We start from the raw sequence: 24,315 nt of genomic DNA, 5'->3' as shown, positions 1-24,315 counted from the left end.
CAGGAAAAATTATGGAACAAGAAATTCTCGCCCTGTTCGAAAAAGTGTTATCCCGTAAGGTGGGCTTTCACGATGAACTGATTGAATCCGACATTCTCGACTCCATCCTGGCGGTCGATATGGTGCTGGAAGTGCAGGACGTTTACGGCTGTATGATCCCGCCAACTGACGTAGCGACGGTGCTGAAAACCCCGGCTGACCTGGCCCGCTATATTGAAGAAAACCGCTAAACGCCCCTGCAGTTAATGCTGCCCTGAAGGCTCTGGAGGATCTCCCCAGAGCCTTTTTTCGTTCCCCCCTCCCGCCTGAAAGCAAAACGCTGCCTTTCACAGGAATGAAACCCACTGCTTTTACTATTTCACCTACACTTTAGGGGTACTGTCGGTACGGGAAATAGAAAAAAGCCAACTTAATTAAGGCATTAATGATTCGCTCTCCACCCGGGTTGCGATCGTTTTGCCTTTAACAGAGGAGTCTGCAGTATGGCATTCGTAACCACGAAAGACGGCGTCAACATTTACTACAAAGACTGGGGCCCCAAAGAGGCCCAGCCCATTGTCTTCCACCACGGTTGGCCGTTGAGTGCCGATGACTGGGATAACCAGATGCTCTTCTTCCTTGCTGAAGGCTATCGCGTTATCGCTATCGATCGCCGCGGTCACGGGCGTTCGGACCAGGTGAGTGAAGGGCACGATATGGATCATTATGCGGCCGATGCGTCAGCCGTGGTTGAAAGCCTGGATCTGCGTAATGCCGTGCACGTCGGTCACTCCACAGGCGGCGGCCAGGTCGCCCGCTATGTTGCCCGGTACGGCCAACCGCAGGGGCGCGTTGCCAAAGCGGTGCTCGTCAGCTCTGTTCCGCCTCTCATGGTCAAAACGGAGACTAACCCCGGCGGAACGCCGATCGAGGTTTTCGATGGCTTCCGCAAAGCGCTGGCGGCTAACCGCGCCCAGTTTTACCTGGACGTCGCCAGCGGTCCTTTCTATGGTTTTAACCGTGAGGGAGCCGAGATTTCACAGGGTACGATTCAGAACTGGTGGCGTCAGGGCATGATCGGCAGCGCCAAGGCCCACTATGAGGGGATTAAGGCATTTTCTGAAACCGATCAGACGGAAGATTTAAAAACCATCACGGTTCCCGTTCTGGTGATGCAGGGCGACGACGATCAGGTCGTGCCGTATAAGAATGCCGCCCTGCTGCAGGACAAGCTGCTGGCGAACAGCGTGCTGAAAATTTATCCGGGCTTCCCGCACGGGATGCATACCACCCATGCGGATACTATCAACGCGGACATTCTGGCTTTCATTCGCTCATAACGCTGCGTTTCTTGCCGGGTGGCGCTGCGCTTACCCGGCCTACATTCCGCCACAATATTCAGTTTAATGCATGAACGCCACCCGAGGGTGGCGTTGTCTATTCCGCTTAGCGATTATCCAGCTGGGCGCGAACGTTGTTCAGCCCGGTGGTGTTGATGCGGTAAGGCTGCCCGTTCACGGATCGGATCAGCTTTTTGGAGCGGAGTTTTTTGAAGACGTTCAGCGTGCAGTCGCTCAGCACCAGCCCTTCACGGGTGTAGCGCTCAACGGACGTGACGCGGCCGGAACTGTCGCGGACGTGCACAATACGCCCACCTTTGGCGAGAACGTGTAAGGTACGTTGTTCCTGACGGGATAAATTCATACTGGAAAACCTGTGTAATCATCATGCGTAAAAACGAGCCCACACCCGCAGGTGCGTGCGTAAGGTTTAAGCGCAGCGATAACCAGTCCGTCCTGAAAAGGTCGGGAAACTGATTATCTGATGAAAACATTCTCCAGCATCAAAGCCTCGATGAGAGATGAAAAGGTATTTACGGGGTGAATAATAGCGCCTGATTTTTGCGGGGAAATAACGGGGTCTTGAAAGTGTGAGGCGGATCGGTGAATCCAAAACAAAAACCCCAGGTTCACAAGTAACCTGGGGTTTATATCTGGCGGAAGCGCAGAGATTCGAACTCTGGAACCCTTTCGGGTCGCCGGTTTTCAAGACCGGTGCCTTCAACCGCTCGGCCACACTTCCTAAGTGAGGCGAACTATAAACACCTCACCGCGTGCTGTAAAGAGTGGCTGCACTCGTTCGCTGTAAAAATAGTCAAAACGTGTTTAATCGGTTGAACTGACGACACATCGACGATTTTATCAGCACAGTCTCCCGCGCTCAGGCTTAGTGTTTTTTGATGTACATATCTTTGGTGTCATAGTACCCCAGCTTATCCGGCGTAAACCCACCCACCCACGGTTTCACCAGGTGCGTGCGAACGTAGTGATAAACCGGAATGGCCGGCACATCACGACCCAGAAGATCTTCCGCCTGCTGGTAGAACTTACCCCGCTCTTCCGTTGTTTTGGCTTTTGCGGCATTCACCAGCGCCTGGTCGTATTCCGGATTGCTGTACTGGCTGGTGTTTTCGCTGTCGCCGGTGCGGAAGGTGTTCAGGAAGGTCGCCGCATCGTCGTAATCGGCAATCCACGCGTACCGCACCGCGTCAAAGTTGTGGGTGTGCATGGTATCCAGCATGGTTTTCCACTCCTGATTTTGCAGCTTCGCCTCCACGCCGAGGTTCTTTTTCCACATGGAACTGGCCGCAATCGCGATACGCTGGTGCGATTCAGAGGTGTTATAGAGCAGGTTGAAGCTCAGAGGGTGGCTTTCGTTGTACCCGGCCTCGTTGAGCAGTTTTTTCGCCTCAGCGATGCGCTTGTCCTGCGGCCAGCTGGCGTAGTCCGGGTTCTGAAGCTTAACGCCGCCGATATCCGGCTGGCTGATGAGCCACGCCGGGCGCTGCCCCTGCCCTAACACTTTCCCGGCAATGATGTCTTTATCGAGCGCCATGTTCAGCGCCTTGCGCACCCGGGCGTCGTTGAACGGCGGTCGGGTGGTATTGAATTCGTAGTAATAGGTCGCCAGCTGCGGAGAGACATCCAGCTGGCTGCCCAGAGTCTTCTTAAGCTGGGCAAACTGGTTGATCGGCACCGTGTACACGATATCAATTTCACCCGCTTTATAGCGGTTCACATCCGCGGCTTCGGAGGTGATAGGCAGATACGTCACCTTGTTGATCACGGTATGAGCATTATCCCAGTAGCGCGGGTTGCGCTCCGCCACAATGCGTTCGTTGACCACCCACTGTGAAAGCTTATACGCCCCACTGGTGACGATATGTTCAGGCTTGGTCCACTTGTCGCCAAAGCGGCCAATCAGCACTTTATCCACAGGCACCAGTGACGGGTGCGCCAGCATTGCCAGGAATGCCGCATTAGGCTGAGTCAATGTCACTTCCAGCGTGGTGTCGTTAATGGCTTTCACGCCCAGCGTATCGGGGGCTTTTTTCCCCTGAGCGATATCCGCACCATTTACGATGTGCATGTTGCCCGGATAGCTGGCATACGGTGAAGCGGTTTTAGGATCAACCAGACGCTGCCAGCTCCAGACCACATCTTCCGCGGTGATGGCAGTGCCGTCGCTCCAGGTGATGCCCGGGCGCAGATGGAACGTCCAGACGGTGTTGTCCTTGTTCTCCCATTTTTCCGCCAGTCGGGGCTGAACTTCACCCGACGGGGAAACGCTGACCAACCCGTCGAATAAATCACTGATAATATTGAATTCGACGTCGCTTTCGACTTTATGCGGGTCGAGCGAAGCGGGCTCATTACCGTTGTTCCTGACCAGTTCCTGCTTATCGGCCAGCTGCGTTCCTGCCGGCACGTTAGCCGCCCAGGTAGCCGTGCTGGCGCACAGGATCCCGGCGGTAAGTAAAGAGAGCGTAAAGCGCGTGCGTGTTTGTGGTTTCATTTCCTTCGCCTTATTGTCTGTTTCTGTGACGATCCGGAAATAACTCTTAGCGGCCTTATGGTAATAACGCAATAATTTTCAGTAACCTATAAGAGGTTGATCTGATTAATCGCGTCAAACCGCTGTTCATACTGGTGAAATGTATTTATGCAGAAGAAACAACCAGCTCCAGCGCTAACCTGCTGAGTAAAGATGGGTAAAACCACTTTGAGACTGGCGCCCCGTTTCCTATTCTTTCCGTTAATTACATCTGTCATAAGAGAGTGACTCATGGATCGTATAATTACTTCCTCACGCGACCGCACATCGCTACTCAGCACCCACAAGGTGCTGCGCAATACCTATTTCATGCTCAGCCTGACGCTGGCATTCTCAGCGATCACCGCCACAGCCAGCACCGTGCTGATGCTGCCGTCTCCGGGGCTGATCCTGACGCTGGTGGGTATGTATGGTCTGATGTTCCTGACCTACAAAACCGCTGACAAACCGGTCGGTATTCTGTCGGCCTTTGCCTTCACCGGCTTCCTGGGCTACATCCTGGGACCGATGCTGAACGCGTATCTGTCTGCCGGTATGGGCGACCTTATCGGCATGGCGCTGGGCGGTACCGCGCTGGTATTCTTCTGCTGCTCGGCCTACGTGCTGACCACCCGTAAGGACATGTCCTTCCTCGGCGGTATGCTGATGGCGGGTGTTGTTGTGGTGCTGGTGGGCATGGTGGCTAACATCTTCCTGCAGCTGCCTGCCCTGCACCTGGCGATCAGCGCCGTGTTTATTCTGATTTCTTCCGGCGCGATCCTGTTTGAAACCAGCAACATCATTCGCGGCGGTGAGACGAACTATATCCGCGCCACCGTCAGCCTTTACGTGTCGCTGTACAACATCTTCGTCAGCCTGTTGAGCATCCTGGGCTTCGCCAGCCGCGATTAAGCACAACGGATATTAAAAAGGAGAATGCCTCTGGCATTCTCCTTTTTTTATGCCCTACTCACCCCGGCAAATATAGGTGGGGTAACGCCGGTCCTGAATCAGCCACACGGATGGCGAGAGTTCAGAGATCGTGAGGTAATAACGTGCGGTAGGACTGGCAAAGCTCCCCCACTGTGCGTCAGGCGTATTGTCATTGTGCCGACGCCAGGTTTCGGTGTAGCTCAATACAATGACCTTATCGTCGTCCCGCTGCTGCCAGGTAAAGTCCACGTCCCTGTCAACGATCATATTTTGCCCGTCAGCCCTTGCCGCGCCTTTATAGGTAGTTACCCCTGTACCATCCCGGTGAAAATAGAACTGAGCAACGGTATTGACCTTTACTTCGCTGGCTTTTCCCTCATTGCGCGTGAAGTTAAATTCAGTGCTGCAGGCCAGCACATCCTTTTTAAACACACAGCCGGAATAGTAAAATAGCGCCAGGGCACTGCCGACCAATGCGCCACCCAGCCCAAAAAGAAGTTTTATTTTCATTTTTGTGCCCCACTTTTATAACGGATGGTTTTGCACAGGCTGGATTTACTGACCGGGCAAGCGCCAATGAACACCTCATCTGCAGTGGCAATAGAAAAACGGGCGCTGAAATAATAAATGTCGTATTCCTCACGTTCGCACGCCACGTTATTGGCCGTCAGCCGCTCCGCTAATTTCGATAACACCAGCGGTCTTCCGTGATCGTTGATAATCCAGATGCTGCAACGCGCGATTTTCTCCTTAACCGGCATGAGTTTCGCCGGGACGAATATCCCCTGCTGTCGGCTAAAGCAGAAGCTCGCTCCCAATACAGCGACAATCAATACGGCAGGAATCCCCCACCTTTTCAGGGAAGCGGGTCGCCGCTTTTCCTGTTGCGGTGCAGACGGAGGCTGCGGCTCGGCGGTTTGAATATTCTCTCCAGGCTGAAAAATCACATCGGCCTCAAAGCGAAACCCATAACGGGGCACGGTTACGATAAATTCATACCTCTCTCCCAGCGCCTGGAAGCTTTTCCGTAATTCGCTCACCGCTTTATTGAGATTATTTCCCGATGGCGTAAAGCCAAACTCCTCCCACACGCGGGTAATCAATTCCTCCCGACTCAGGTCGTGCCCTTTGTGTTTAATAAATTCCTGTAAGAGGCGAACGGCGGGTGCCGAAAGCGTTAATACAGATTCCGGTTGTCCAACAAGACTTATTGCATGTGCTTCAGGATCAAATAACAACGAATTATTGCATATAAAAAACATCTTTTATTCTCGGCTGTTACCGCATGCTTTTTAATCCCTGGTACATCGACATGAAAATCGCCTCCCGATCTGCTTATTTTTTCATCAGAAGGAATTTTCTCTCCATCCCTGGTCGCGGTATTTTCGCTTAACTATACAACCTTAAAGCCAGAAAAGCAGGATAAAAAACTGTATGTAACGAGTTAATTAATACAAATTTTCACAAACCGCTGTTCTGGTTAAAGTTTCCCTGCCCTGAAGCGATACGTTAGCAGAGGGTGTCCCGTTGTGAATGCTCCGGGAATGAACTCAACGCAGGCGGACCGAAAGTGAAACAGAAAAAAAATGTGAATAAGACAACTGCCTTTTATATCGCTGCGCTGTCACTGCCATTTTTCTCAGAAATGGCACTCGCCAATATGAGCGTGTATCCCATGGAACTTAACGTGGATAAGTCCGGTGCGGCGCAAATTAAGGTGGCCTCAAAAACGGATGATATTCAGTTCATTCGGGTGAGGCAAAAGAAAATTCTTAATCCCGGCACGGCCCAGGAAAAAGAGATTGATGTGGCCTCGTGGAAAGAAGGCGGTGTTGTTGTCACACCGGAAAAATTCGCCCTTGCGGCAGGCGCAATGCGAGTGGTTCGTCTGGTATCGCTTACGCCCCCGGAAAAAGAGACGACCTGGCGCGTCTATTTTGAAGGAGTAAAGCAGCCTGACAGCATTATTCCGGGCAAGGCAGAAAGCCCTGCGGCGACGGCAAGACTGGGTGTCAATGTGATCTGGGGCGCCCTGATCCATCTCGCACCGGAAAAAAGTGTGGTTTCACTGACGATAGACCCTCGCAGGGGCACGTTAAAAAACAACGGCACGTTGCGCGTGCCGCTGAGAGAGATCGGTATTTGTAACGCAGATTCGTCGTGTAAATGGGTTAAAGAAGACGCGACGATTTATCCGGACACCGAACGGAAATTAAAAACGCTCACAAAGACACAAGGCCAGAAATATAAATTCCGCTACTTCAACTGGGTGAATAAAACCGCTGAAGAAGCTGATTTACCCGTCGTGCAATAACACGACGTCACCGTAAAGACCCCAAAGGGTTTGTTTAAAGAGCCAGGGTGCTCATTTGTAAATATGGAGATATCAATGCGTAAGTACTTTAAACCTCTAATGATTGTTGCCGCGATGACCACGTCCGTTAGCGCGCTGGCGATTCAAAAAGATATTACCGTCAACGCCAGCGTTGATTCACAGCTGGATATGACCCAGGCCGATAACACGCCGCTGCCGGCAAGCATCGATATGCAGTACCTGCCTGGCCGCGGTCTGGAAAGCTATCGTCTGAATACCAAGGTGTGGTCTAACTCCGCCACCAGCAACGTGAAAGTCCGTCTGGTGAGCGCCGCGAAGCTGGCGAATGCCGACGGCGCTGAGACCATCCCAATGACGGTGAAGCTGGGCGATAAAACCCTCTCTACCGCAGATGTTGAATACACCGGTACCGAACTGTTCCCGGGAAGCATCGAAAACGGTTCAGCGGTACTTCCGCTGACCATTTCCCAGACCACCAAAGGCATTCTGAAAACCGGTCAGTACAGCGGCGTTGTCAGCCTGATGCTGACGCAGGCGACTACCACGGAAGGCGGTGCGTAACACCACAGCACCTAAGGAAGAACGTCAGAGGGTGCCCACCCTCTGACGTCAGGATGATGTCGAGGCTCGTTCATGGCGTTTCACAGAAATACCCTCCTCTTTGTTGCTTTGTTACCCGCTTCCATCCAACTCGCCTGCGCCGGGATGGCCGTCCCGGCAGGTTTTGAAGATCTGGCGAAAACGCAGCGCCTGTGGACAGAGGTCAACCTCTACGGCGAGTCGCTTGGACTTTTTGAAACGGATATCACCCTTGAAACGGTGAGCTTTGTCGCACCTGAAACCGTGGTTGCGGCCATCAAACGACGGTTCAATGACGCCCCTGCACTCGTTGCCACCGTGTCTGCCGCGCTGGCCGTTCCGCTTGCCCGTAACGGCAACCTGGCCTGCAGCAGCAACGGCTCCGCAGCAGGCTGCGATTACATTGATACCGACCGCGCGGCCATTATCTATGACGAGAATAACGCCCGCATTAGCCTGTTTTTGGACAAGAAATTTCTGCCTAAAGCCATCGCGGAAAATCAGTGGTATCAGCCCACGCAGGACACTGAAAATGCGCTGATCCATCAGCAGAACATTAACTTCGTTGCCGACAGGGATTATCAGTCGGCTACCGTGCAGGGCAACGGCGCGCTGGCGCTCACGCAGGACGGCTATGTTAATCTCGACTGGACCTGGCTGGGACAGCGTTCACGGCGTCAGCAGCAGCAGGAGATAACCGTCAACAACGCCTGGTTCCGCCAGGATATCTTGCGTCAGTACTATGTCCAGCTAGGCGAGATGGATACCCGCGATCTGTTCAGTAATGCTGGCGGAAATATTAACCTCAGCCAGCTGCCGCTGGGCAAAATTCGCGGCCTGCGCACGGGATCGACAAGGGCGTGGATAAATCCGGTTCAGCAGTCGAAGGGAACCCCTGTTACCGTGCTACTTTCCCATGACGCGCGTATCGACGCCCGCCGGGGCAATCAGCTTCTGGCGAGCTTTTATCTGAATGCCGGGGCGCAAACCCTGGACACGCGATCGTTCCCGGACGGGAGCTACACCGTGACGCTCTCCATCTATGAAAATAACCGGCTGACGCGCACCGAGCAGGTGCCGTTTACCCGAACCGGCATTACGCCATTCGACCGCGTCGAGTGGTTCCTGCAGGCGGGCGAAACCGACAACAGCGAACAAAACGAAGAACGCCGTGCGGTTGCGCAGGCGGGCGTACGCCTGCCCCTGACCCCGTCGCTGGCGCTGACCAGCGGCGCAACGTTCAAGAAAAACCAGCGTTTCCTGGAAAATGCGGTCGACTGGAGCCGGGGCTTCAACGCGGGCCCGATCGATGGCGTGCTGAGTACCCGGTTTAGCTACCTTTACGGCAGCGAAGGCCAGCGAGGCAATATCCAGCAAATCAGCTACAACGACGGTTTTTCACTTAGCCTCTATCGCAACGCGCTATCAGCGGAAAACTGCAACACCCGAAGTACAGGGTTTGATGCCGTGAACGGCTGTTATCGCACCCTCTCGGTGATGTTCTCCGTCCCGGTCGGCGCCTGGTATGCGAGCCTGGGGTATTCGGATAACCGCAACGAAGGACGGTACGTTTCACGTCGGGAGCTCCCGGACAGCGACGATCGCCACGATGCGGGTTTGCCGTGGGAATCAGTCTATATGACCCGCTCGCGTACGCGGGCCTGGCAGGGTGGCCTGAGCAAGGCCTTCAGCACCCATGGTCTGAACATTAACAGCAGCATTAACCTGTTCATGCGTAACGATGACTCACGCGAAGGCAGGGATAAAGGCGGCTACCTGAGCGTGAGCCTGTCCATGACGCATAACCGTCAGGGCGATGCATCAAGCTACACCTCTCTGGGCGCGACATGGCAGCACCCGCAACGTGAAAAAAACCAGCTGAGCTACAGCGTGGCGCATAACTGGTATGCCGATGCCCGCGGCGAAAATGAGTACGGCCTTAGCGCGTCGGGCATTAACAGCGACTCGCTGAATACCTCAGCCTATACGCGCCAGGGGGGGCGATATGGCAACGGCAGTCTTACCGTCAGCGACGCCTGGGATCGTCAGGATCGGCGCCATACGCTGAGCAGCAGCGGCAACTACAGCTCGACCCTTGCGCTGTCGCGTTCTGGCCTGTGGCTGGGCCGCTGGAGCGACGGTCGCCCTGCTTCCGCCGTCGCGGTGAACGTGACCACGCCGGAAGATGCTCAGGATCCGCGCGTGGCCGTGTCGCTGGATAACGGCGGCAGCGCAGATATTCCGGGCAATAGCCGCGCCCTCTTCGCGGTGCCGGGCTATCAGCAGACAACGTTGACGGTTAACGAATCGCTGGATGTCTCACGAGGAGCCAGCAGTGAAATCACGCAAGGATCGGGCAGCAGAACGCTGTTTATGGTGCCTGGCAAACTGCTGCGCCGGGACGTGCAAACCACCGCAAGCTACACCTGGCTCGGCCAGTTAACCGACGAGCGTCATTCGCCGTTTATCGGCGGCGTGCCGCTGAACGTGAACGGCTGGAGCGACCTTGGCAACGGCGGGTTTAGCGCCCAAAGCGACGCCCTGCTGCATAACCTCTACCTGGTGCGTCAGCAGCAGTTTTATCAGTGTGCGCTGAACGTGAAGAGTATGCGCGACGTGGTGCGTTATGTCGGGTCGATCCCCTGTAAGGAGTTAACCTTCTCCGCCCTGCCGGATGCCGTCCAGCAGCAGGCACAGCTGATGCTGGCCGGACGGTCGGTTCCTGCTGGCCCGACTGCCATGAACACCGATAGCCTCACTAAAGGGAAATGATGTGATTAAGTGCCTCTTTATTTTACTGTTCTTAAGCCTGTGGGCCAGCCAGACGCTGGCAGGCTCTCCCGCGGGACGAAACACCAGCGTAGGGATCAGCTTCGATCGCACCGCGCCGCCCGCGCGTTTTGACATCTGGTTTCATGAATCGGGCGGCTTTGACGCCGCAGATCCGCAAAAGTGGGGACGCAATACTCTGACCTGTCAGTCCCGTACCGATACCACGAACGGCGCCTGCATGAACTCACCGGTCTGGTTCTCGGCAAACCCGGCCGCGCCCTATGCCATCAATTTACGTTTCACGCATACCCTCACCGGCAAGACGGCGGATATCAAGGTGTATGGCGATCACTACATGTTTATCAACAACAAAGTGTTTACCTTTGCCAGCTTCGTGACAGGGGGAACGGCCACCATCGCTGACTGGAACAGAGAGCCTTATTTCGATTTCTATATCGTGAAAAGCGAACTGGATAAGCTCGCCCTGCCGGGGATCTGGACCGCCACGCTGAAGCAGAACCTGCGTCAGTGGGGAAGCGCCGACTGCGGCGGCAACTTCAATGACGTAAATGTCGGTTGTCCTGGCTATCTCACCATCGCCAAATGGCAGGCAAATATTCGCATTGAGGTGGTCGACCCGGGAAACCAGCAGATATATCTGCCAGCCTTTCCGCACTCAACGCCCATCGTTAACCTCAACCTGACCAACTTCCCGGGGCGACCGGGAGGCAGTGAGATCCAGGGTGAGAACTCGCTGGATATGTGCCTGTACGACGGCAATAACAGTACCAGCACCCGCGCCTACCTTCGGTTTGAGGACGACGGACTTACGTCAGCGGGCCGTGCAGATGGCGCGTTTTCTATCAGGCGACGTGGCGGTAGCCAGACCGATGCGCGGGATCGTCTCGATTATAGGGTCTCCGTCACCAATCCAATAACAGGCGCAACCGAAACCGTCTCGAACGGTAAAACCCTTGTCTGGCAAGGCACAAACGATCCGCAGTATCTGCGTCAGGTCGTGCTGCCCGGCGGACGCGAGAGCGTACTGTGCATTCCTGCACCGATTATCCTGAAAACCCCCGCGTTTGCTGCCAGCAGCAAAAACGCGGGCGACTACACCGGCACGCTGCGCGTTATCTATACGCCCAGCACGTTATAACGAGGTCACCATGAGTTACGCCATTCTCGACAACAATCGATTTTACGCCGAAGGGTTGCGCTATGCGCTGCTGCGTCGGGGCGTCCAGCCAGAGGTCATAAGCGATACCGTACAATGGCAGCCAACTCTGCTTTCCCGCCGCGTGGTTGTCGTACGCTGTCGTTTTTCCGTTGCGGGTACGCATCAGGCACTGATTAACATTTTACTCAGACTGGAAGCCGCCCGCTGGCAAGGCAGCCTTTATCTGGTCTGCAATGAAAAAGGGTGGGCGCTGGCGACGCATTTACGCAAGCGTTTCGGTACGCTAACGCTTTATATCATCGACGACAGAATCGCCGTTGCAGATGCGGCGTATTTGCTGGCAAAAGAGCCCCGTCGCGTTCGAAGTCTTGACTGCTGTCTTACCGGCCTTGAATTCAACGTGCTCGATCTGATGCTTACCGGGTTGCCGGTACGCCACATTGCCATCATGACGCGTATGTCTGAGAAACAGGTTTCGACCCATAAATGCAACGCGCTGAAAAAGCTTAATGCCAATAATCTGCTGCAGCTCCTCCTGTAGGGCACGGTTTATCCTGCGGCCTCTTTTTTGCTACACTGTCGCCGGTTTTTTCACACACGACAGAAAATTATGTTCATTTTTGCAGGCCAGGAAATTGAGACCGATAGCGAAGGCTATCTGAAAGATACGACGATCTGGAGCGAACCGCTGGCGGAGAAAATTGCGGAAAACGAAGGGATAACCCTCTCTCCAGAACACTGGGAAGTGGTGCGTTTTGTTCGCGAGTTCTATCTTGAATTCAACACCTCTCCGGCCATCCGCATGCTGGTCAAGGCGATGGCCAATAAGTTCGGTGAAGAGAAAGGCAACAGCCGCTATCTGTATCGTCTGTTCCCGAAAGGCCCGGCAAAACAGGCCACCAAAATTGCAGGCCTGCCTAAGCCGGTGAAGTGCATTTAATACCGAATACCGAAGTTTACGTATTCGCGCCCCGGTTGATGGGGTTCAGTTAAGACCTTATCAACCCGCGCGCTGCGCGGCCCACCCGCTTTCAGCCACGCCACCAGCTTGTCGACCTGCTCCGCTTCGCCGCAGGCGACCACTTCGACGCTTCCGTCGTCCATGTTGCGCGCGTATCCCGTTAGCCCAAGCTCAACCGCTTCGCGCTGGGTGCTGTAGCGGAACCCGACGCCCTGAACAACGCCGTGAACCCAGGCAATAGTGCAGACTTTAGACATTCTTCTTCTCCTTAACGTAGCGTTTTCGGTAAGCAGCCATAGTGTTGCCGGAAACGGGCAGTGAAACGAGAGCTGGAAAGATATCCACATTGTAATGCGATTTCGCCGATCGGTAATCGTGTTGACTGTAGCTGTGACAAAGCCACGGCCATCCTCACCTCCTCCACAATCTGGCGAAAACTCTGCGACTCTTCACGCAACCGCCTGCGCAGCGTCGGCACGCTTAATGCGAGACGGCTGGCAACGTCCTGCGCGGTCCAGTCTCTGGCGGGCGACAGCATAATGAACTGCCGCACCTGCTCGGTCAGGTTACTGTTTCGCTCAACAAGCAGCGGACCCGCCACGCCATCATGCAGCAAGGCCAGCAACAGACCGAAGGCCTGATGCTTTTGTAGCGCTTCCGGTAACTCCTGACGCACGGCGTGCAGCAGGTTGTCCCACATAAATGCCAGCCCCTCGCTCAGCGGAGCACAGAGCGAATGCAGCGTCGTGCGCGGCCAGGATTTCAGGTAATGCGCTTTAAACTCGGCAACAATTTCCGGCGATAACATTAGCAAATCCGAGTGAAACAGCCCGTTTACAGGCTGATTGATAATTTCCATCGACGTATTGGCAGGGATAATAATGAGTTCATCCCGTGTCGCCTCCAGGCGGTTATCATCCTGAACAACCACCTTACTGCCGTGAGTGATATGACAAATAGCCGGAAAAAAAAGTTTAACCTGGTGCAGGCGATGCATTTTGCTGGCAGTCACTTCACCCGCTGTAAGATGTTTATGTCGAAAATGAAACTCCTGCACCCTGCCATCCTTATCTGCTATAGGTTGCTGTTAACTGAGCCTTTGCCAGAGCGTGACTATTGAGCATAAAACCGACCAGCGCGCCGCTGGCATTGTTGTCGACGGGCAGTTTATCCACGTCCAGCGCCCAGACGGTAATCTGATAGCGATGAGGCTTGTCCCCTTCGGGTGGACATGCGCCGCCGAATCCAGAATAGCCGAAATCATTACGCCCCTGCACAGTGCCGGCAGGTAATTTCTCGCCGTTCGGATTACCGGCATCAGCAGGCAGCGTCATTGTCTTCGCCGGAATATTGGCTACTGTCCAGTGCCACCAGCCGCTGCCGGTAGGTGCATCCGGGTCATATACCGTAACGGCAAAACTTTTCGTACCGGCGGGGGGATTCTTCCATGCCAGCTGTGGTGAAGTATTTCCACCGTGGCAGCCGAACCCCTCAAACACCTGCTGTGTCGCTAACCGCCGTTCGCCGGAAATATCCCGGCTGGTGATACCGAAAGGCGTTGCCGCTAAAACCTGAGAACTCATTGCCGCCAGAGCGGCTATGGCTATTACACTGCGCTTTTTCATGGGTGCTCCCTTTGCTGTACCGGAAGCCCCACTCTAAAGCCAGCTGCAGTATCGTAATGTGCCTAAGCGATTTGATTTTGTGCCGAAACGCTCAACGGCATCCGCAGATGATTGCGCCTTGCTGAATGTGGTAATCTACGCGCCATTTCCTGAAATCGACAGAACAGCAAATTATGAGTGTACGTTTAGTGTTAGCCAAAGGGCGCGAGAAATCATTACTGCGCCGTCATCCCTGGGTCTTTTCCGGCGCGGTTGCCCGTATGGAAGGCAAAGCCAGCCTCGGTGAAACCATTGATATCGTTGACCATCAGGGGAAATGGTTAGCGCGAGGCGCTTACTCGCCAGCGTCCCAGATCCGTGCCCGCGTCTGGACCTTCGATAAAGATGAAACCATCGATATCGACTTCTTCGTCCGCCGCCTGCAGCAGGCGCAGCAGTGGCGCGAATGGCTGGCAAAACGCGACGGGCTGGACAGCTACCGCCTGATTGCCGGTGAGTCCGACGGGCTGCCAGGTGTAACCATCGATCGCTTCGGCAACTTCCTGGTGCTGCAACTTCTGAGCGCCGGGGCGGAATACCAGCGTGCCGCGCTGATTAGCGCCCTGCAAACCCTGTTCCCGCAGTGTGCCATTTACGACCGCAGCGATGTGGCGGTGCGCAAAAAAGAGGGCATGGAGCTGACGCAAGGCCCAGTGACCGGCGAACTGCCGCCTGCCCTGCTGCCGATTGAAGAGCACGGCATGAAGCTGCTAGTGGATATTCAGGGCGGGCACAAAACGGGTTATTACCTCGACCAGCGCGACAGTCGTCTGGCTACGCGTCAGTACGTTGCCGACAAACGCGTGCTGAACTGCTTCTCCTATACCGGCGGTTTTGCCGTTTCAGCTCTGATGGGCGGCTGTGCCCAGGTTGTCAGCGTGGACACCTCGCAGGAAGCGCTGGACGTGGCAAAACAGAACGTCGAGCTCAACAAGCTGGATCTGAGCAAAGCGGAATTTGTACGCGATGACGTGTTCAAGCTGCTGCGTAAATATCGCGATCAGGGCGAGAAGTTCGACGTCATCGTGATGGATCCGCCAAAGTTTGTGGAAAACAAAAGCCAGCTGATGGGCGCCTGCCGCGGGTATAAAGATATCAACATGCTGGCCATCCAGCTGCTGAACCCGGGCGGGGTTCTGCTCACGTTCTCCTGCTCCGGCCTGATGACCACAGATTTATTTCAGAAAATCATCGCCGACGCCGCAATAGATGCTGGCCGTGATGTACAATTTATAGAGCAGTTCCGTCAGGCAGCCGATCATCCCGTGATTGCTACCTACCCGGAAGGACTGTATCTGAAAGGGTTTGCCTGTCGCGTCATGTAACTTGAAAAGAGAAATATTGCCCGCACATAACGTGTAAGTCGTATTTCCCGGGAGGTGACTATGATTGCCAGCAAATTCGGTATCGGCCAGCAGGTCCGCCACACTTTGCTCGGGTATTTGGGTGTGGTCGTGGATATCGACCCGGAGTATTCCCTTGATGAACCGTCAGCAGACGAGCTGGCGGTGAACGCAGAGCTTCGCGCCGCGCCCTGGTACCATGTGGTGATGGAAGGTGATGACGGGCAACCCGTCCACACCTACCTTGCCGAAGCGCAGCTGAGTAGCGAGCTGCGGGAAGAGCATCCGGAGCAACCCACTATGGATGAACTTGCTCAGACTATCCGCAAACAGTTACAGGCTCCGCGCCTGCGGAACTAAGCGTGTAAAAAAAGCCCGATGAACGGGCTTTTTTTTATTACTTCGCCAGCCCCAGACGGGGGATATCGATCGCCGGACAGCGGTCCATGACGACGTTCAGCCCCGCATCCCGCGCCAGCACCGCAGCCTGCTCGTTAATCACGCCCAGCTGCATCCACAGCGTTTTCGCCCCGACGGCAATAGCGTCCTGCGCCACTTCCCACGCTGCCTCGGAATTTCGAAAGACATCAACCATATCAATTTTTTCCGGCACGTCAGCGAGCGTGGCATACCCCTGCTGACCCAGTAAGGTTTTTCCCGCCACTTTTGGCGAGACCGGGATGACGTGATAGCCCTGATCGAGAAGGTATTTCATTACCCGATAGCTTGGACGATCGGGTTTATCGCTCGCGCCCACCAGCGCAATGGTACGCGTAGATGTCAGAATCTCGGCAATATCGTTCTCTTTCATGGTTTTTCTCCTGGCTTTTTTAAAAGTGTACGCCAAACCGCACATCTCAACCATCCATCCCATACAGATGCATGAGGGCAAAACGGCGAAATATGTCTATATGTTAGTAAACGTGATTATCGAAAAATTTAGATACATTAATGCGGCGACAGGATTTCTGACGGGAGCCTTTTATGAAAACCGGTATTGCCACTGCTCTGATTGCGTTAGTGATGCCGGTCTGGGTTTTTGCTACCACGCTCCGGCTCTCTACCGACATTGATCTCCTTGTACTGGACGGAAAAAAGGTCTCCAGCTCGTTATTGCGCGGTGCAGACAGCATCGAATTGGATAACGGGCCGCATCAGCTGGTCTTCCGGGTGGAAAAATCGATCGGGCTTGCGAATCACGAACAAAGGATGTACATCTCGCCGCCGCTGATCGTCAGCTTTAACACCCGGCAAATCAGTCAGGTGAACATCACTCTGCCTCGCCTTGAAACGGAGAAAGAGTCTGCGGCCTTCGACGCTTCACCCCGCGTTGAACTGCTGGACGGGGATGCGATGCCGATTCCGGTGAAGCTGGATATTCTGGCGCTGACGACCTCACCGAAAGGCCCGGATTACGAGGCAGCGACCCAGACCTATAACAAAGCGGGTAAACGCGCCTCTCTTCCGCAGTTTGCGACCATGATGGCGGACGACAGTACGCTTTTGTCCGGCGTCTCTGAACTGGACGTCATTCCTCCTCAGTCCCAGACACTGACGGAACAGCGCCTTAAATTCTGGTTCCAGCAGGCTGATGCCGACACGCGGGCCCGTTTTTTACAGTGGGCAAAACAACAACCTTCATCATAAGCCACATTTTTTACGCCTTTCTCTTGCAGCGTCAGACGGTTCCCGTCATCGTGTAGTCAGTTAACCTGATGGATATGATTATGGAACTGACAACACGCACGCTACCTGAGCGCAAACACATTGCTCTCGTGGCGCACGATCACTGTAAACAAATGCTGCTTAACTGGGTTCGCCGCCATCAGTCTTTGCTGGAAAAACACGCCCTGTCGGCGACCGGTACAACCGGTAACCTGATCCAGCGCGAAACGGGTCTGCAGGTGAATGCGATGCTGAGCGGCCCGATGGGCGGCGATCAGCAGGTCGGCGCGCAGATTTCCGAAGGGAAAATTGATGTGCTGATCTTCTTCTGGGACCCGCTGAACGCGGTTCCGCACGATCCGGATGTCAAAGCGCTGCTGCGCCTGGCGACGGTGTGGAATATTCCAGTGGCGACAAACCTCTCGACGGCGGATTTCATCATCGAATCGCCGCAGTTTAACTCACCGGTAGATATCCTTATTCCGGACTATCAGCGTTATCTTTCAGAGAGATTGAAGTAGCTTTTTTTTGCCGGGTGCGGCTACGCCTTACCCGGCCTACCCATCCTTGCCCGGCGGCGTTATGGCTTCCGCGCCACCGGCACATCTATACTCTTCAAAATATCGACAAACGCGGATGGCTCCTCTTTATTGAACAGCAGCCACACGCGATGGCGCGCGCGGGTCATTGCCACATACAGCAAACGCCGCTCTTCGGCATCCGGGAAATCTTCCGGCTCCGGCAGCAGGGCCTGTTCCATCACCGACTCGCGGGCCGGGGCCGGGAAACCGTCGCTCCCCTCTTTCAGCCCCACCACGATCACATAATCGGCCTGCTGCCCTTTGCTGGCATGAATCGTCATAAATTCAAGCTGCAGTTTCGGCCAGCGGGTGGCGGCTTTTTCCAGCGCCTCAGGTTTAAGGTGATGGTAGCGTGCCAGCACCAGGATACGCTCATCGGGCTTCGCGTAGCCGCTGAGCTTGTCCAGCAGCGGTTCCAGCTGATCGTCCGCCAGCAGGGTCACTGCTTTTTTATCCCCAGGCCGCAGGCTATTGAGCGGTTTTGCCAGCTGATGCGGGTTCTGCTGGATAAAGCGGTTGGCGATTTCACCAATCCGTGAATTGAAGCGGTAGGTCGTATCCAGATCGCTGCGATCGCCTTCGCCAAAATAGTGGTGGAATGCGGTCGTCAGCGAAAGCTGTGCCCCGCTGAAGCGATAGATGGCCTGCCAGTCATCCCCCACCGCAAACAGAGAGGTATGTTTATTTTGCGCCCGCAGCGCCGAGAGCAGAGCCGCACGCTGTGGAGAAATATCCTGGAACTCATCCACCAGAATATGTTTCCACGGGCTGACAAAACGTCCCTTTTCAAGAATGATGATGGCTTGATGGATCAAACCGGAGAAATCGACCGCATTTTCTTCTTTCAATGCTGTTTTCCAGGCCTTCAGCAGCGGCGCCATCAGCTTGACCCTCTTCGAAAACAGCTCGCGGATTGCCTCCGGCGCGCTTTCAATCATCTCAGCCTGCGATCCACCGTGCATTCGCATCAGGCTGACCCAACGGTCAAGTCGCGAACCCAGCCGACGCGCCAGTTTGTCATCCTGCCAGAAGCTGCCCTCAGGCACCTCCCAGTTGAGTTCCTCTTCCAGCCACTGACGCCACCCTTTCGCCTGCGCCTTTTTCTCACTGCACTGCTGGCGCCACGTTTTGATGAACAGCTCCTGACGCGCCTGCGCGTCGTTTTCCAGCTTACTGATGGAAGGCACTTTTTTACTGCCCTGCTGAATAATATGCAGCGCAAGAGCATGGAATGTTCTGGCCGTGATATCCCGGGTGTGCAGGCGCTCCTGGATCCGTTCGTCCATTTCCTGCGCGGCCTTACGGCCAAAGGCCAGAAGCAGAATTTGATCGGCGACCGCTTCTCCGGTCGTCAGCAGCCAGCCGGCACGCGCGACCAGCACCGACGTTTTACCGCTACCGGCTCCCGCCAGCACCAGCAGCGACTGCTCGCCGTTGACCACCGCTCGCGCCTGAGCCGGATTGAGCGGTGAAGATTCCACCGTACTGAAAAAATCGGCGTATTGGGTAAGCATGGCATCCGTCCAGGCCTGGTTATGGGCGAGACGGCTTTTATCCTTATCATTCAGCCAGGCCTGACACTGGCGCCAGGCGTCGCGACAGTTGTCAAACTCGTCGAGACGCGTCACGGAGAGCGGCAGAGCCGAGAGTGCCTGCCGGATCTTTTGCTGCAACCCGGCAGTCTGCTGACGGGTCAGCCACGCTTGCTGCGCGTTGCTCTGGGCGATATCGTCCAGCACCTGCTGCAGCACCTGGGCGGCAATCACGCTCATATCCTGGCTCCACTGCTGCCAGAGTGCGTTCAGATGATGATGGAAACGCTGGGTTTCCGCCCACTCGGTACCATGAAGGCGCACGACTTTATCGTCAGGCAGAACGAACTCCAGCTCGCCCCACACCAGACCGCGTTTGCAATGAATAGCCAGAAGCTGATTAAACGGAATAAGGTATTCGTGGCGTTCCCCGGAGACTTTCACCCCGGCATTAAGGAGAACAACCCTGTCGTAAGGGTGTTGTGCCAGGCGTTTGCCCAGCGACGTTGCTTTCAGTTCCATGTTCCGCCAAATCCACGAAGAGATAATTTACCTGACAGTTTAACTGCCAGTTTTAAGGTGCTCCAGCCTAAAAAAACGTTACAATCATTGGGCGTTAATTATATCGAAAGGAAGTGAGCGTTTATGCGTACCGTTCTGAATGTGTTGAATTTTGTGCTGGGCGGTTTTGCCACCACCCTTTCCTGGCTTTTTGCCACGCTGGTGAGCATCGTCCTGATTTTCACGCTTCCCCTGACCCGTTCCTGCTGGGAAATCACAAAACTCTCCTTAATCCCCTACGGGAATGAAGCCATCCACGTTGACGAGCTGAATCCGGAGAGCAAAAACGCCCTGATGAATACGGGCGGAACCCTGCTTAACATTCTGTGGCTGATTTTCTTTGGCTGGTGGCTGTGCATCATGCATATTTTTGCCGGTATTGCACAGTGCATCACGATTATTGGTATTCCTGTGGGGATCGCAAACTTTAAGATCGCCGCTATCGCCCTTTGGCCCGTTGGTCGCAGGGTTGTTCCGGTAGAAGTGGCCAGAGCGGCGCGCGAAGCAAACGCTCGTCGTCGTTTTCAGTAAATAAGGACTGGCCGCGTTTATGCTAAGCCCACTGCTTCGCCGTTATACCTGGAACAGCACCTGGCTTTATAACGTCAGGATATTTATCGCGCTTTGCGGCACGGTTGCCCTGCCCTGGTGGCTGAATGATGTCAAGCTCACCATTCCGCTCACGCTGGGGGTGGTGGCCGGGGCGCTGGCGGATCTGGACGACCGTCTGGCCGGGCGTTTACGTAACCTGGTCATTACGCTCGTCTGCTTTTTTATTGCGTCAGCTTCCGTTGAGCTGCTTTTCCCGTGGCCCTGGCTGTTTGCCCTGGGCCTTACGCTCTCAACCAGCGGGTTTATTTTGCTGGGCGGGCTTGGGCAGCGCTATGCCACCATCGCTTTTGGTGCATTGCTGATCGCTATCTACACCATGCTGGGCGTTTCCCTGTACGACCAGTGGTACCAGCAGCCGGTTCTGCTGTTGCTGGGCGCCATCTGGTATAACCTGCTGACGCTAACCGGTCATCTGATTTTCCCGGTTCGCCCGCTGCAGGATAACCTTGCCCGCAGCTTTGAGCAGCTAGCCCGCTATCTGGAACTGAAATCCCGGCTGTTCGACCCGGACATCGAGGAAGAAAGCCAGGCACCGCTCTACGATCTGGCCCTGGCAAATGGCCAGCTGGTCGCCACCCTTAATCAGACAAAAGCTTCCCTGCTTACCCGTCTGCGCGGCGATCGCGGTCAGCGCGGAACACGACGGACGCTTCACTACTATTTTGCAGCCCAGGACATTCATGAACGCGCCAGCTCCTCGCACGTTCAGTATGCCGCCCTGCGCGAGAAGTTCCGCTACAGTGACGTGATGTTCCGTTTCCAGCGCCTGCTGTCCATGCAATCCCAGGCGTGCCAACAGCTCTCGCACTCCATTCTGCTGCGCACGCCCTATCAGCATGACCCCCGCTTTGAACGCGTATTCAGCCATCTTGATGCGGCACTCGACCGCGTTCAGGCCAGCGGAACGTCACCGGAACACATCAAAGCGCTGGGTTTTCTGCTTAACAACTTGCGTGCGATTGATGCCCAGCTGGCAACCATTGAGTCCGAACAAGCGATGGCGCTGCCAGGCAGTGAGGTTGAAAACCAGCTTGCTGATGACAGCGTACACAGCGTTAGCGATATGTGGCTACGGCTGAGCCGCAACTTTACGCCGGAGTCGGCTCTCTTTCGGCACGCCGTGCGAATGTCGCTGGTGCTGTGCGTGGGGTATGCCTTTATCCAGATTACCGGGCTGCATCACGGCTACTGGATCCTGCTGACCAGCCTGTTTGTCTGCCAGCCGAACTATAATGCCACCCGACATCGTCTTGCGCTGCGTATTATCGGCACGCTGGTTGGCGTCGCGATTGGCCTTCCGGTGCTCTATTTCGTGCCCTCCGTTGAAGGTCAATTGATCCTGATCGTGATCACCGGCGTGTTGTTCTTCGCGTTTCGCAACGTGCAGTACGCCCATGCCACCATGTTCATCACGCTGCTGGTGCTGCTCTGCTTTAACCTGCTGGGTGAAGGGTTTGAAGTCGCCCTGCCCCGAGTGATCGATACCCTGATTGGCTGTGCGATTGCCTGGGCCGCGGTCAGCTTTATCTGGCCGGACTGGCGTTTCCGAAATTTGCCGTGCGTGGTAGACAGGGCGATGAACGCCAACTGTCGATACCTTGACGCGATCCTGGAGCAATATCATCAGGGCCGCGATAACCGCCTGGCTTACCGGATAGCCCGCCGCGACGCGCACAACAGTGATGCGGAACTGGCCTCCGTAGTCTCTAACATGTCGACGGAGCCTCGCGCCACGGCGGATATTCGAGAGACCGCGTTCCGCCTGCTCTGCCTGAACCATACGTTCACCAGCTATATTTCGACGCTGGGTGCTCACCGTGAGAAACTCACCAACTCGGGTATTCTCAACCTGCTTGATGACGCCGTCTGTTATGTCGATGACGCGCTTCATCATCGACCAGCCGATGAGCCGCGCGTTCAACAGGCGCTGGATGAACTGGCTCAACGCATTGCGCATCTAGACCCGGGAAACGACAGTAAAGCACCTCTGGTGCTTCAGCAGATAGGCCTGCTTATCGCTCTGCTGCCTGAAATTTGCCGGCTGCAACAACACATCGCTACCTGGAGGAGTGATTCTCCAGTGGCTCAGTCAACGCATTAAACCACTCCGTGAGCTCCCGGCGAATGTCTGCCGGGAGTGCCGCTTCATGCAGCCCCTCGATAGCCCCTTCCAGCGCGAAGAGAACTTTTATACTCAGCGCTTTGTTTTTTGCCCGCATCTTTAGCCAGCTCGCCCTGGCACCAAGCTCCCGCAACATTTCCTCATTGGTGATGCCAGCTTCAAAGAGCAAGACTTCAAGCTGAAAGGTCAGGTTTGGCAGATCTTTGAGTCGGTTTCGTTGATGGCGCTGATAACGCTCTTTTCTTGCCGCACTGAGTGCAAACGAGGAGAGCTGAAGTAACCGCTCCCTGTCCTGCCATAATCCGTCATCCACACGATAATAGTTGAGCAGCACCGGGCGGCCTCGCTTCATCAACGTCAAAAAAGAGGAGGCATTTTTTACACAGTATTTCGCACTTTCCTCACAGGCGCGAAGATAAAGCTCGCCGTCTGAGACCATGGCAAAAACCGCATCATCCACCGCGAGGGTATAGCCTCCAAACAACGCGCGGTGATGAATCTCACCCAACGGGGAGAGGTATTCCTGAGATTTATAAATCCGTTCATAAGATATCTTTTTCATGATATTTCCCTTCAAAATCATAAAGTAACAACCAAATTTCTTACTAGCGGATCCGTTAGCAGGAAAATAGGCAACTTATCGTCGTTGAGCAAGATGATTTTTCGAGGAGCATCAAGATTGAATGAATTTTGCGAGTCGCTTTCCGAAAATGAGGTTGATCTTTGGGCATACAGGAGTTACTGTATATCCATACAGTAACTACAGGGCTGGAATGAATATGCACACTTCAGGCTATGCAAATCGCGCTACCTCTCTCTCTTCTGCTGCAGGCAATGTCTCGCAGAATTCCATCGAGCGTGTTTCCACGGGGCTTATCAGTGAAGTGGTTTATCGTGAAGACCAGCCCTTGTTAACGCAACTTCTGTTACTGCCGTTATTACAACAGCTCGGTCAGCAATCGCGCTGGCAGCTTTGGCTCACGCCTCAGCAAAAGCTGAGCCGTGAGTGGGTTCAGTCCGCCGGCCTGCCGCTGACGAAAGTCATGCAAATTAATCAACTCTCGCCTTGCGATACCGTTGAGTCGATGATCCGCGCGTTACGCACAGGGAATTACAGCGTGGTGATTGGATGGTTACCGGAAGAATTGACTGAAGAAGAACATTTCCGTCTGACTGAAGCCGCTGAAGAGGGGAATGCGATCGGGTTCATTATGCGTCCAGTTCGATCGGATTCTTACCGCAGAGGACAACTTTCTGGGTTAAAAATTCACTCAAATTTGTATCATTGAGTGAAATTAAGATTTTTCCTGGAATTTTTTTTGACCGCAAGATGGGATTTAAGTTCCCGACCAGAAAATTGCGGCAAGGCTTGTCTGGTGCGGTTCTCCTTAATTTTATTGCACAAAATTCGTTCTAAAAATGTTAAATAATCGGTATACGGAACTTTTTTTTTCATATGCCTGACGGACTTCACACTTGTAAGTTTTCAGCTACGTTGTAGACTTTACATCGCCAGGGGTGCTCGGCCTAAGCCGAAGATATCGGTAGATTTATATTTGACCACGCCCCCCGGTGAAGGATTTAACCGTGATTCTCTCTTGAGACTTTCATGGCGAATTTTGG

The 24,315-nt window shown here is 54.6% G+C and carries 26 protein-coding genes and 1 tRNA gene; 16 read left to right on the top strand and 11 right to left on the bottom strand.

What is annotated here, in order from left to right; all coding sequences use genetic code 11:
- Positions 1-11: 11 nt before the first annotated feature.
- Together USH94_RS17350 and USH94_RS17345 are read left to right on the top strand one after the other, a co-directional pair.
- Positions 12-230: an acyl carrier protein gene (locus tag USH94_RS17350; protein ID WP_008499867.1), complete on the top strand. Its 219-nt coding sequence runs from the start codon at positions 12-14 to the stop codon at positions 228-230.
- Positions 231-482: 252 nt separating this feature from the next.
- Positions 483-1,319, top strand: coding sequence for an alpha/beta fold hydrolase (locus USH94_RS17345; RefSeq protein ID WP_111964524.1), 837 nt, complete (start codon positions 483-485; stop codon positions 1,317-1,319).
- Positions 1,320-1,425: 106 nt separating this feature from the next.
- On the opposite strand, the gene USH94_RS17340 is transcribed toward USH94_RS17345, so the two are convergent.
- The 3 genes from USH94_RS17340 to USH94_RS17330 form a co-directional block, all read right to left on the bottom strand.
- The gene (locus tag USH94_RS17340; RefSeq protein ID WP_111964525.1) at positions 1,426-1,683 is read right to left on the bottom strand and encodes a YjhX family toxin; all 258 of its coding nucleotides are present in this window, start codon (positions 1,681-1,683) and stop codon (positions 1,426-1,428) included.
- A 290-nt stretch (positions 1,684-1,973) separates the two neighbouring features.
- Positions 1,974-2,061 (bottom strand) — tRNA-Ser (locus USH94_RS17335).
- 144 nt (positions 2,062-2,205) lie between these two features.
- Positions 2,206-3,834, bottom strand: a complete 1,629-nt coding sequence (locus USH94_RS17330; protein WP_111964526.1) for an ABC transporter substrate-binding protein — start codon at positions 3,832-3,834, stop codon at positions 2,206-2,208.
- 270 nt (positions 3,835-4,104) lie between these two features.
- Here USH94_RS17330 and yccA point away from each other — a divergent pair, with 270 nt between their 5' ends.
- Positions 4,105-4,764, top strand: coding sequence for an FtsH protease modulator YccA (yccA, locus tag USH94_RS17325; RefSeq protein ID WP_023335168.1), 660 nt, complete (start codon positions 4,105-4,107; stop codon positions 4,762-4,764).
- Between the two features lie 54 nt (positions 4,765-4,818).
- On the opposite strand, the gene USH94_RS17320 is transcribed toward yccA, so the two are convergent.
- Complete coding sequence (locus USH94_RS17320; protein WP_111964528.1) at positions 4,819-5,295, bottom strand: hypothetical protein; 477 nt, start codon at positions 5,293-5,295, stop codon at positions 4,819-4,821.
- On the bottom strand, positions 5,292-6,047 hold the full coding sequence (locus USH94_RS17315; RefSeq protein WP_111964529.1) for a winged helix-turn-helix domain-containing protein: 756 nt from the start codon (positions 6,045-6,047) through the stop codon (positions 5,292-5,294). Before USH94_RS17315 ends, USH94_RS17320 begins: the two co-directional genes overlap by 4 nt.
- 308 nt (positions 6,048-6,355) lie before the next feature.
- Between USH94_RS17315 and USH94_RS17310 the strand changes: the two genes are divergently transcribed.
- The 6 genes from USH94_RS17310 (at position 6,356) to tusE (ending at position 12,591) form a co-directional block, all read left to right on the top strand.
- On the top strand, positions 6,356-7,099 hold the full coding sequence (locus USH94_RS17310) for a fimbrial protein (RefSeq protein WP_111964530.1): 744 nt from the start codon (positions 6,356-6,358) through the stop codon (positions 7,097-7,099).
- A 75-nt stretch (positions 7,100-7,174) separates the two neighbouring features.
- Positions 7,175-7,681 carry a CS1 type fimbrial major subunit gene (locus tag USH94_RS17305; RefSeq protein ID WP_021240847.1) on the top strand — a complete coding sequence of 169 codons (507 nt, stop codon included), beginning with the start codon at positions 7,175-7,177 and terminating at the stop codon, positions 7,679-7,681.
- Between the two features lie 72 nt (positions 7,682-7,753).
- Complete coding sequence (locus USH94_RS17300; protein WP_111964531.1) at positions 7,754-10,471, top strand: TcfC E-set like domain-containing protein; 2,718 nt, start codon at positions 7,754-7,756, stop codon at positions 10,469-10,471.
- Position 10,472: 1 nt separating this feature from the next.
- Positions 10,473-11,630 (top strand): CfaE/CblD family pilus tip adhesin, encoded by a 1,158-nt coding sequence (locus tag USH94_RS17295; RefSeq protein WP_111964532.1) that lies wholly within the window; start codon positions 10,473-10,475, stop codon positions 11,628-11,630.
- Between the two features lie 10 nt (positions 11,631-11,640).
- The gene (locus USH94_RS17290) at positions 11,641-12,192 is read left to right on the top strand and encodes a LuxR C-terminal-related transcriptional regulator (RefSeq protein ID WP_111964533.1); all 552 of its coding nucleotides are present in this window, start codon (positions 11,641-11,643) and stop codon (positions 12,190-12,192) included.
- A 69-nt stretch (positions 12,193-12,261) separates the two neighbouring features.
- Entirely contained in the window at positions 12,262-12,591 is a 330-nt protein-coding gene (gene tusE / locus USH94_RS17285; RefSeq protein ID WP_111964534.1) for a sulfurtransferase TusE, read from the top strand.
- On the opposite strand, the gene yccX is transcribed toward tusE, so the two are convergent.
- The 3 genes from yccX to USH94_RS17270 are packed head-to-tail and all read right to left on the bottom strand — an operon-like array spanning position 12,588 to position 14,237.
- Positions 12,588-12,869 (bottom strand): acylphosphatase, encoded by a 282-nt coding sequence (gene yccX / locus USH94_RS17280; protein WP_029739909.1) that lies wholly within the window; start codon positions 12,867-12,869, stop codon positions 12,588-12,590. The genes tusE and yccX overlap by 4 nt on opposite strands.
- Before the next feature lie 11 nt (positions 12,870-12,880).
- Complete coding sequence (locus tag USH94_RS17275; protein ID WP_111964535.1) at positions 12,881-13,669, bottom strand: AraC family transcriptional regulator; 789 nt, start codon at positions 13,667-13,669, stop codon at positions 12,881-12,883.
- 10 nt (positions 13,670-13,679) lie between these two features.
- Positions 13,680-14,237 (bottom strand): kinase inhibitor, encoded by a 558-nt coding sequence (locus USH94_RS17270; protein WP_111964536.1) that lies wholly within the window; start codon positions 14,235-14,237, stop codon positions 13,680-13,682.
- A 173-nt stretch (positions 14,238-14,410) separates the two neighbouring features.
- Between USH94_RS17270 and rlmI the strand changes: the two genes are divergently transcribed.
- Positions 14,411-15,601, top strand: a complete 1,191-nt coding sequence (gene rlmI, locus USH94_RS17265) for a 23S rRNA (cytosine(1962)-C(5))-methyltransferase RlmI (RefSeq protein ID WP_014883260.1) — start codon at positions 14,411-14,413, stop codon at positions 15,599-15,601.
- A gap of 60 nt (positions 15,602-15,661) precedes the next feature.
- The gene (hspQ, locus tag USH94_RS17260) at positions 15,662-15,979 is read left to right on the top strand and encodes a heat shock protein HspQ (protein ID WP_045284700.1); all 318 of its coding nucleotides are present in this window, start codon (positions 15,662-15,664) and stop codon (positions 15,977-15,979) included.
- A 37-nt stretch (positions 15,980-16,016) separates the two neighbouring features.
- On the opposite strand, the gene USH94_RS17255 is transcribed toward hspQ, so the two are convergent.
- On the bottom strand, positions 16,017-16,430 hold the full coding sequence (locus tag USH94_RS17255; protein WP_008499920.1) for a CoA-binding protein: 414 nt from the start codon (positions 16,428-16,430) through the stop codon (positions 16,017-16,019).
- 173 nt (positions 16,431-16,603) lie between these two features.
- Here USH94_RS17255 and csgI point away from each other — a divergent pair, with 173 nt between their 5' ends.
- Positions 16,604-17,266 (top strand): curli synthesis inhibitor, encoded by a 663-nt coding sequence (gene csgI, locus USH94_RS17250; protein WP_111964538.1) that lies wholly within the window; start codon positions 16,604-16,606, stop codon positions 17,264-17,266.
- Between the two features lie 80 nt (positions 17,267-17,346).
- Positions 17,347-17,805: a methylglyoxal synthase gene (gene mgsA / locus USH94_RS17245; protein ID WP_045330803.1), complete on the top strand. Its 459-nt coding sequence runs from the start codon at positions 17,347-17,349 to the stop codon at positions 17,803-17,805.
- A gap of 59 nt (positions 17,806-17,864) precedes the next feature.
- On the opposite strand, the gene helD is transcribed toward mgsA, so the two are convergent.
- Positions 17,865-19,919: a DNA helicase IV gene (gene helD, locus USH94_RS17240; RefSeq protein ID WP_111964539.1), complete on the bottom strand. Its 2,055-nt coding sequence runs from the start codon at positions 19,917-19,919 to the stop codon at positions 17,865-17,867.
- Between the two features lie 123 nt (positions 19,920-20,042).
- Between helD and USH94_RS17235 the strand changes: the two genes are divergently transcribed.
- On the top strand, positions 20,043-20,489 hold the full coding sequence (locus USH94_RS17235) for a YccF domain-containing protein (protein ID WP_111964540.1): 447 nt from the start codon (positions 20,043-20,045) through the stop codon (positions 20,487-20,489).
- Between the two features lie 19 nt (positions 20,490-20,508).
- Entirely contained in the window at positions 20,509-22,671 is a 2,163-nt protein-coding gene (gene yccS, locus USH94_RS17230; protein ID WP_111964541.1) for a YccS family putative transporter, read from the top strand.
- On the opposite strand, the gene USH94_RS17225 is transcribed toward yccS, so the two are convergent.
- On the bottom strand, positions 22,628-23,254 hold the full coding sequence (locus USH94_RS17225; protein WP_111964542.1) for a TfoX/Sxy family DNA transformation protein: 627 nt from the start codon (positions 23,252-23,254) through the stop codon (positions 22,628-22,630). The genes yccS and USH94_RS17225 overlap by 44 nt on opposite strands.
- A gap of 217 nt (positions 23,255-23,471) precedes the next feature.
- Between USH94_RS17225 and sulA the strand changes: the two genes are divergently transcribed.
- Entirely contained in the window at positions 23,472-23,981 is a 510-nt protein-coding gene (gene sulA / locus USH94_RS17220) for an SOS-induced cell division inhibitor SulA (protein WP_111964573.1), read from the top strand.
- Positions 23,982-24,315 lie beyond the last annotated feature (334 nt).

The organism is Enterobacter sp. 148H3, from assembly GCF_034107425.1.
Lineage (GTDB): Bacteria > Pseudomonadota > Gammaproteobacteria > Enterobacterales > Enterobacteriaceae > Enterobacter > Enterobacter vonholyi.
The sequence above is the reverse complement of the archived record's forward strand: the minus strand, read 5'-3'. Positions and strand labels throughout refer to the sequence as shown.

Excerpts from the sequence above, each read along its gene's own strand:
- USH94_RS17290 (WP_111964533.1), top strand. The coding sequence starts at position 11,641 with ATGAGTTACGCCATTCTCGACAACAATCGATTTTACGCCGAAGGGTTG.
- USH94_RS17340 (WP_111964525.1), bottom strand. The coding sequence starts at position 1,683 with ATGAATTTATCCCGTCAGGAACAACGTACCTTACACGTTCTCGCCAAA.
- csgI (WP_111964538.1), top strand. The coding sequence starts at position 16,604 with ATGAAAACCGGTATTGCCACTGCTCTGATTGCGTTAGTGATGCCGGTC.
- yccS (WP_111964541.1), top strand. The coding sequence starts at position 20,509 with ATGCTAAGCCCACTGCTTCGCCGTTATACCTGGAACAGCACCTGGCTT.
- USH94_RS17255 (WP_008499920.1), bottom strand. The coding sequence starts at position 16,430 with ATGAAAGAGAACGATATTGCCGAGATTCTGACATCTACGCGTACCATT.
- USH94_RS17330 (WP_111964526.1), bottom strand. The coding sequence starts at position 3,834 with ATGAAACCACAAACACGCACGCGCTTTACGCTCTCTTTACTTACCGCC.
- yccA (WP_023335168.1), top strand. The coding sequence starts at position 4,105 with ATGGATCGTATAATTACTTCCTCACGCGACCGCACATCGCTACTCAGC.
- USH94_RS17225 (WP_111964542.1), bottom strand. The coding sequence starts at position 23,254 with ATGAAAAAGATATCTTATGAACGGATTTATAAATCTCAGGAATACCTC.
- USH94_RS17315 (WP_111964529.1), bottom strand. The coding sequence starts at position 6,047 with ATGTTTTTTATATGCAATAATTCGTTGTTATTTGATCCTGAAGCACAT.
- USH94_RS17350 (WP_008499867.1), top strand. The coding sequence starts at position 12 with ATGGAACAAGAAATTCTCGCCCTGTTCGAAAAAGTGTTATCCCGTAAG.
- USH94_RS17345 (WP_111964524.1), top strand. The coding sequence starts at position 483 with ATGGCATTCGTAACCACGAAAGACGGCGTCAACATTTACTACAAAGAC.
- USH94_RS17300 (WP_111964531.1), top strand. The coding sequence starts at position 7,754 with ATGGCGTTTCACAGAAATACCCTCCTCTTTGTTGCTTTGTTACCCGCT.
- yccX (WP_029739909.1), bottom strand. The coding sequence starts at position 12,869 with ATGTCTAAAGTCTGCACTATTGCCTGGGTTCACGGCGTTGTTCAGGGC.
- tusE (WP_111964534.1), top strand. The coding sequence starts at position 12,262 with ATGTTCATTTTTGCAGGCCAGGAAATTGAGACCGATAGCGAAGGCTAT.
- USH94_RS17235 (WP_111964540.1), top strand. The coding sequence starts at position 20,043 with ATGCGTACCGTTCTGAATGTGTTGAATTTTGTGCTGGGCGGTTTTGCC.
- USH94_RS17270 (WP_111964536.1), bottom strand. The coding sequence starts at position 14,237 with ATGAAAAAGCGCAGTGTAATAGCCATAGCCGCTCTGGCGGCAATGAGT.
- hspQ (WP_045284700.1), top strand. The coding sequence starts at position 15,662 with ATGATTGCCAGCAAATTCGGTATCGGCCAGCAGGTCCGCCACACTTTG.
- helD (WP_111964539.1), bottom strand. The coding sequence starts at position 19,919 with ATGGAACTGAAAGCAACGTCGCTGGGCAAACGCCTGGCACAACACCCT.
- USH94_RS17305 (WP_021240847.1), top strand. The coding sequence starts at position 7,175 with ATGCGTAAGTACTTTAAACCTCTAATGATTGTTGCCGCGATGACCACG.
- mgsA (WP_045330803.1), top strand. The coding sequence starts at position 17,347 with ATGGAACTGACAACACGCACGCTACCTGAGCGCAAACACATTGCTCTC.
- rlmI (WP_014883260.1), top strand. The coding sequence starts at position 14,411 with ATGAGTGTACGTTTAGTGTTAGCCAAAGGGCGCGAGAAATCATTACTG.
- USH94_RS17320 (WP_111964528.1), bottom strand. The coding sequence starts at position 5,295 with ATGAAAATAAAACTTCTTTTTGGGCTGGGTGGCGCATTGGTCGGCAGT.
- sulA (WP_111964573.1), top strand. The coding sequence starts at position 23,472 with ATGCACACTTCAGGCTATGCAAATCGCGCTACCTCTCTCTCTTCTGCT.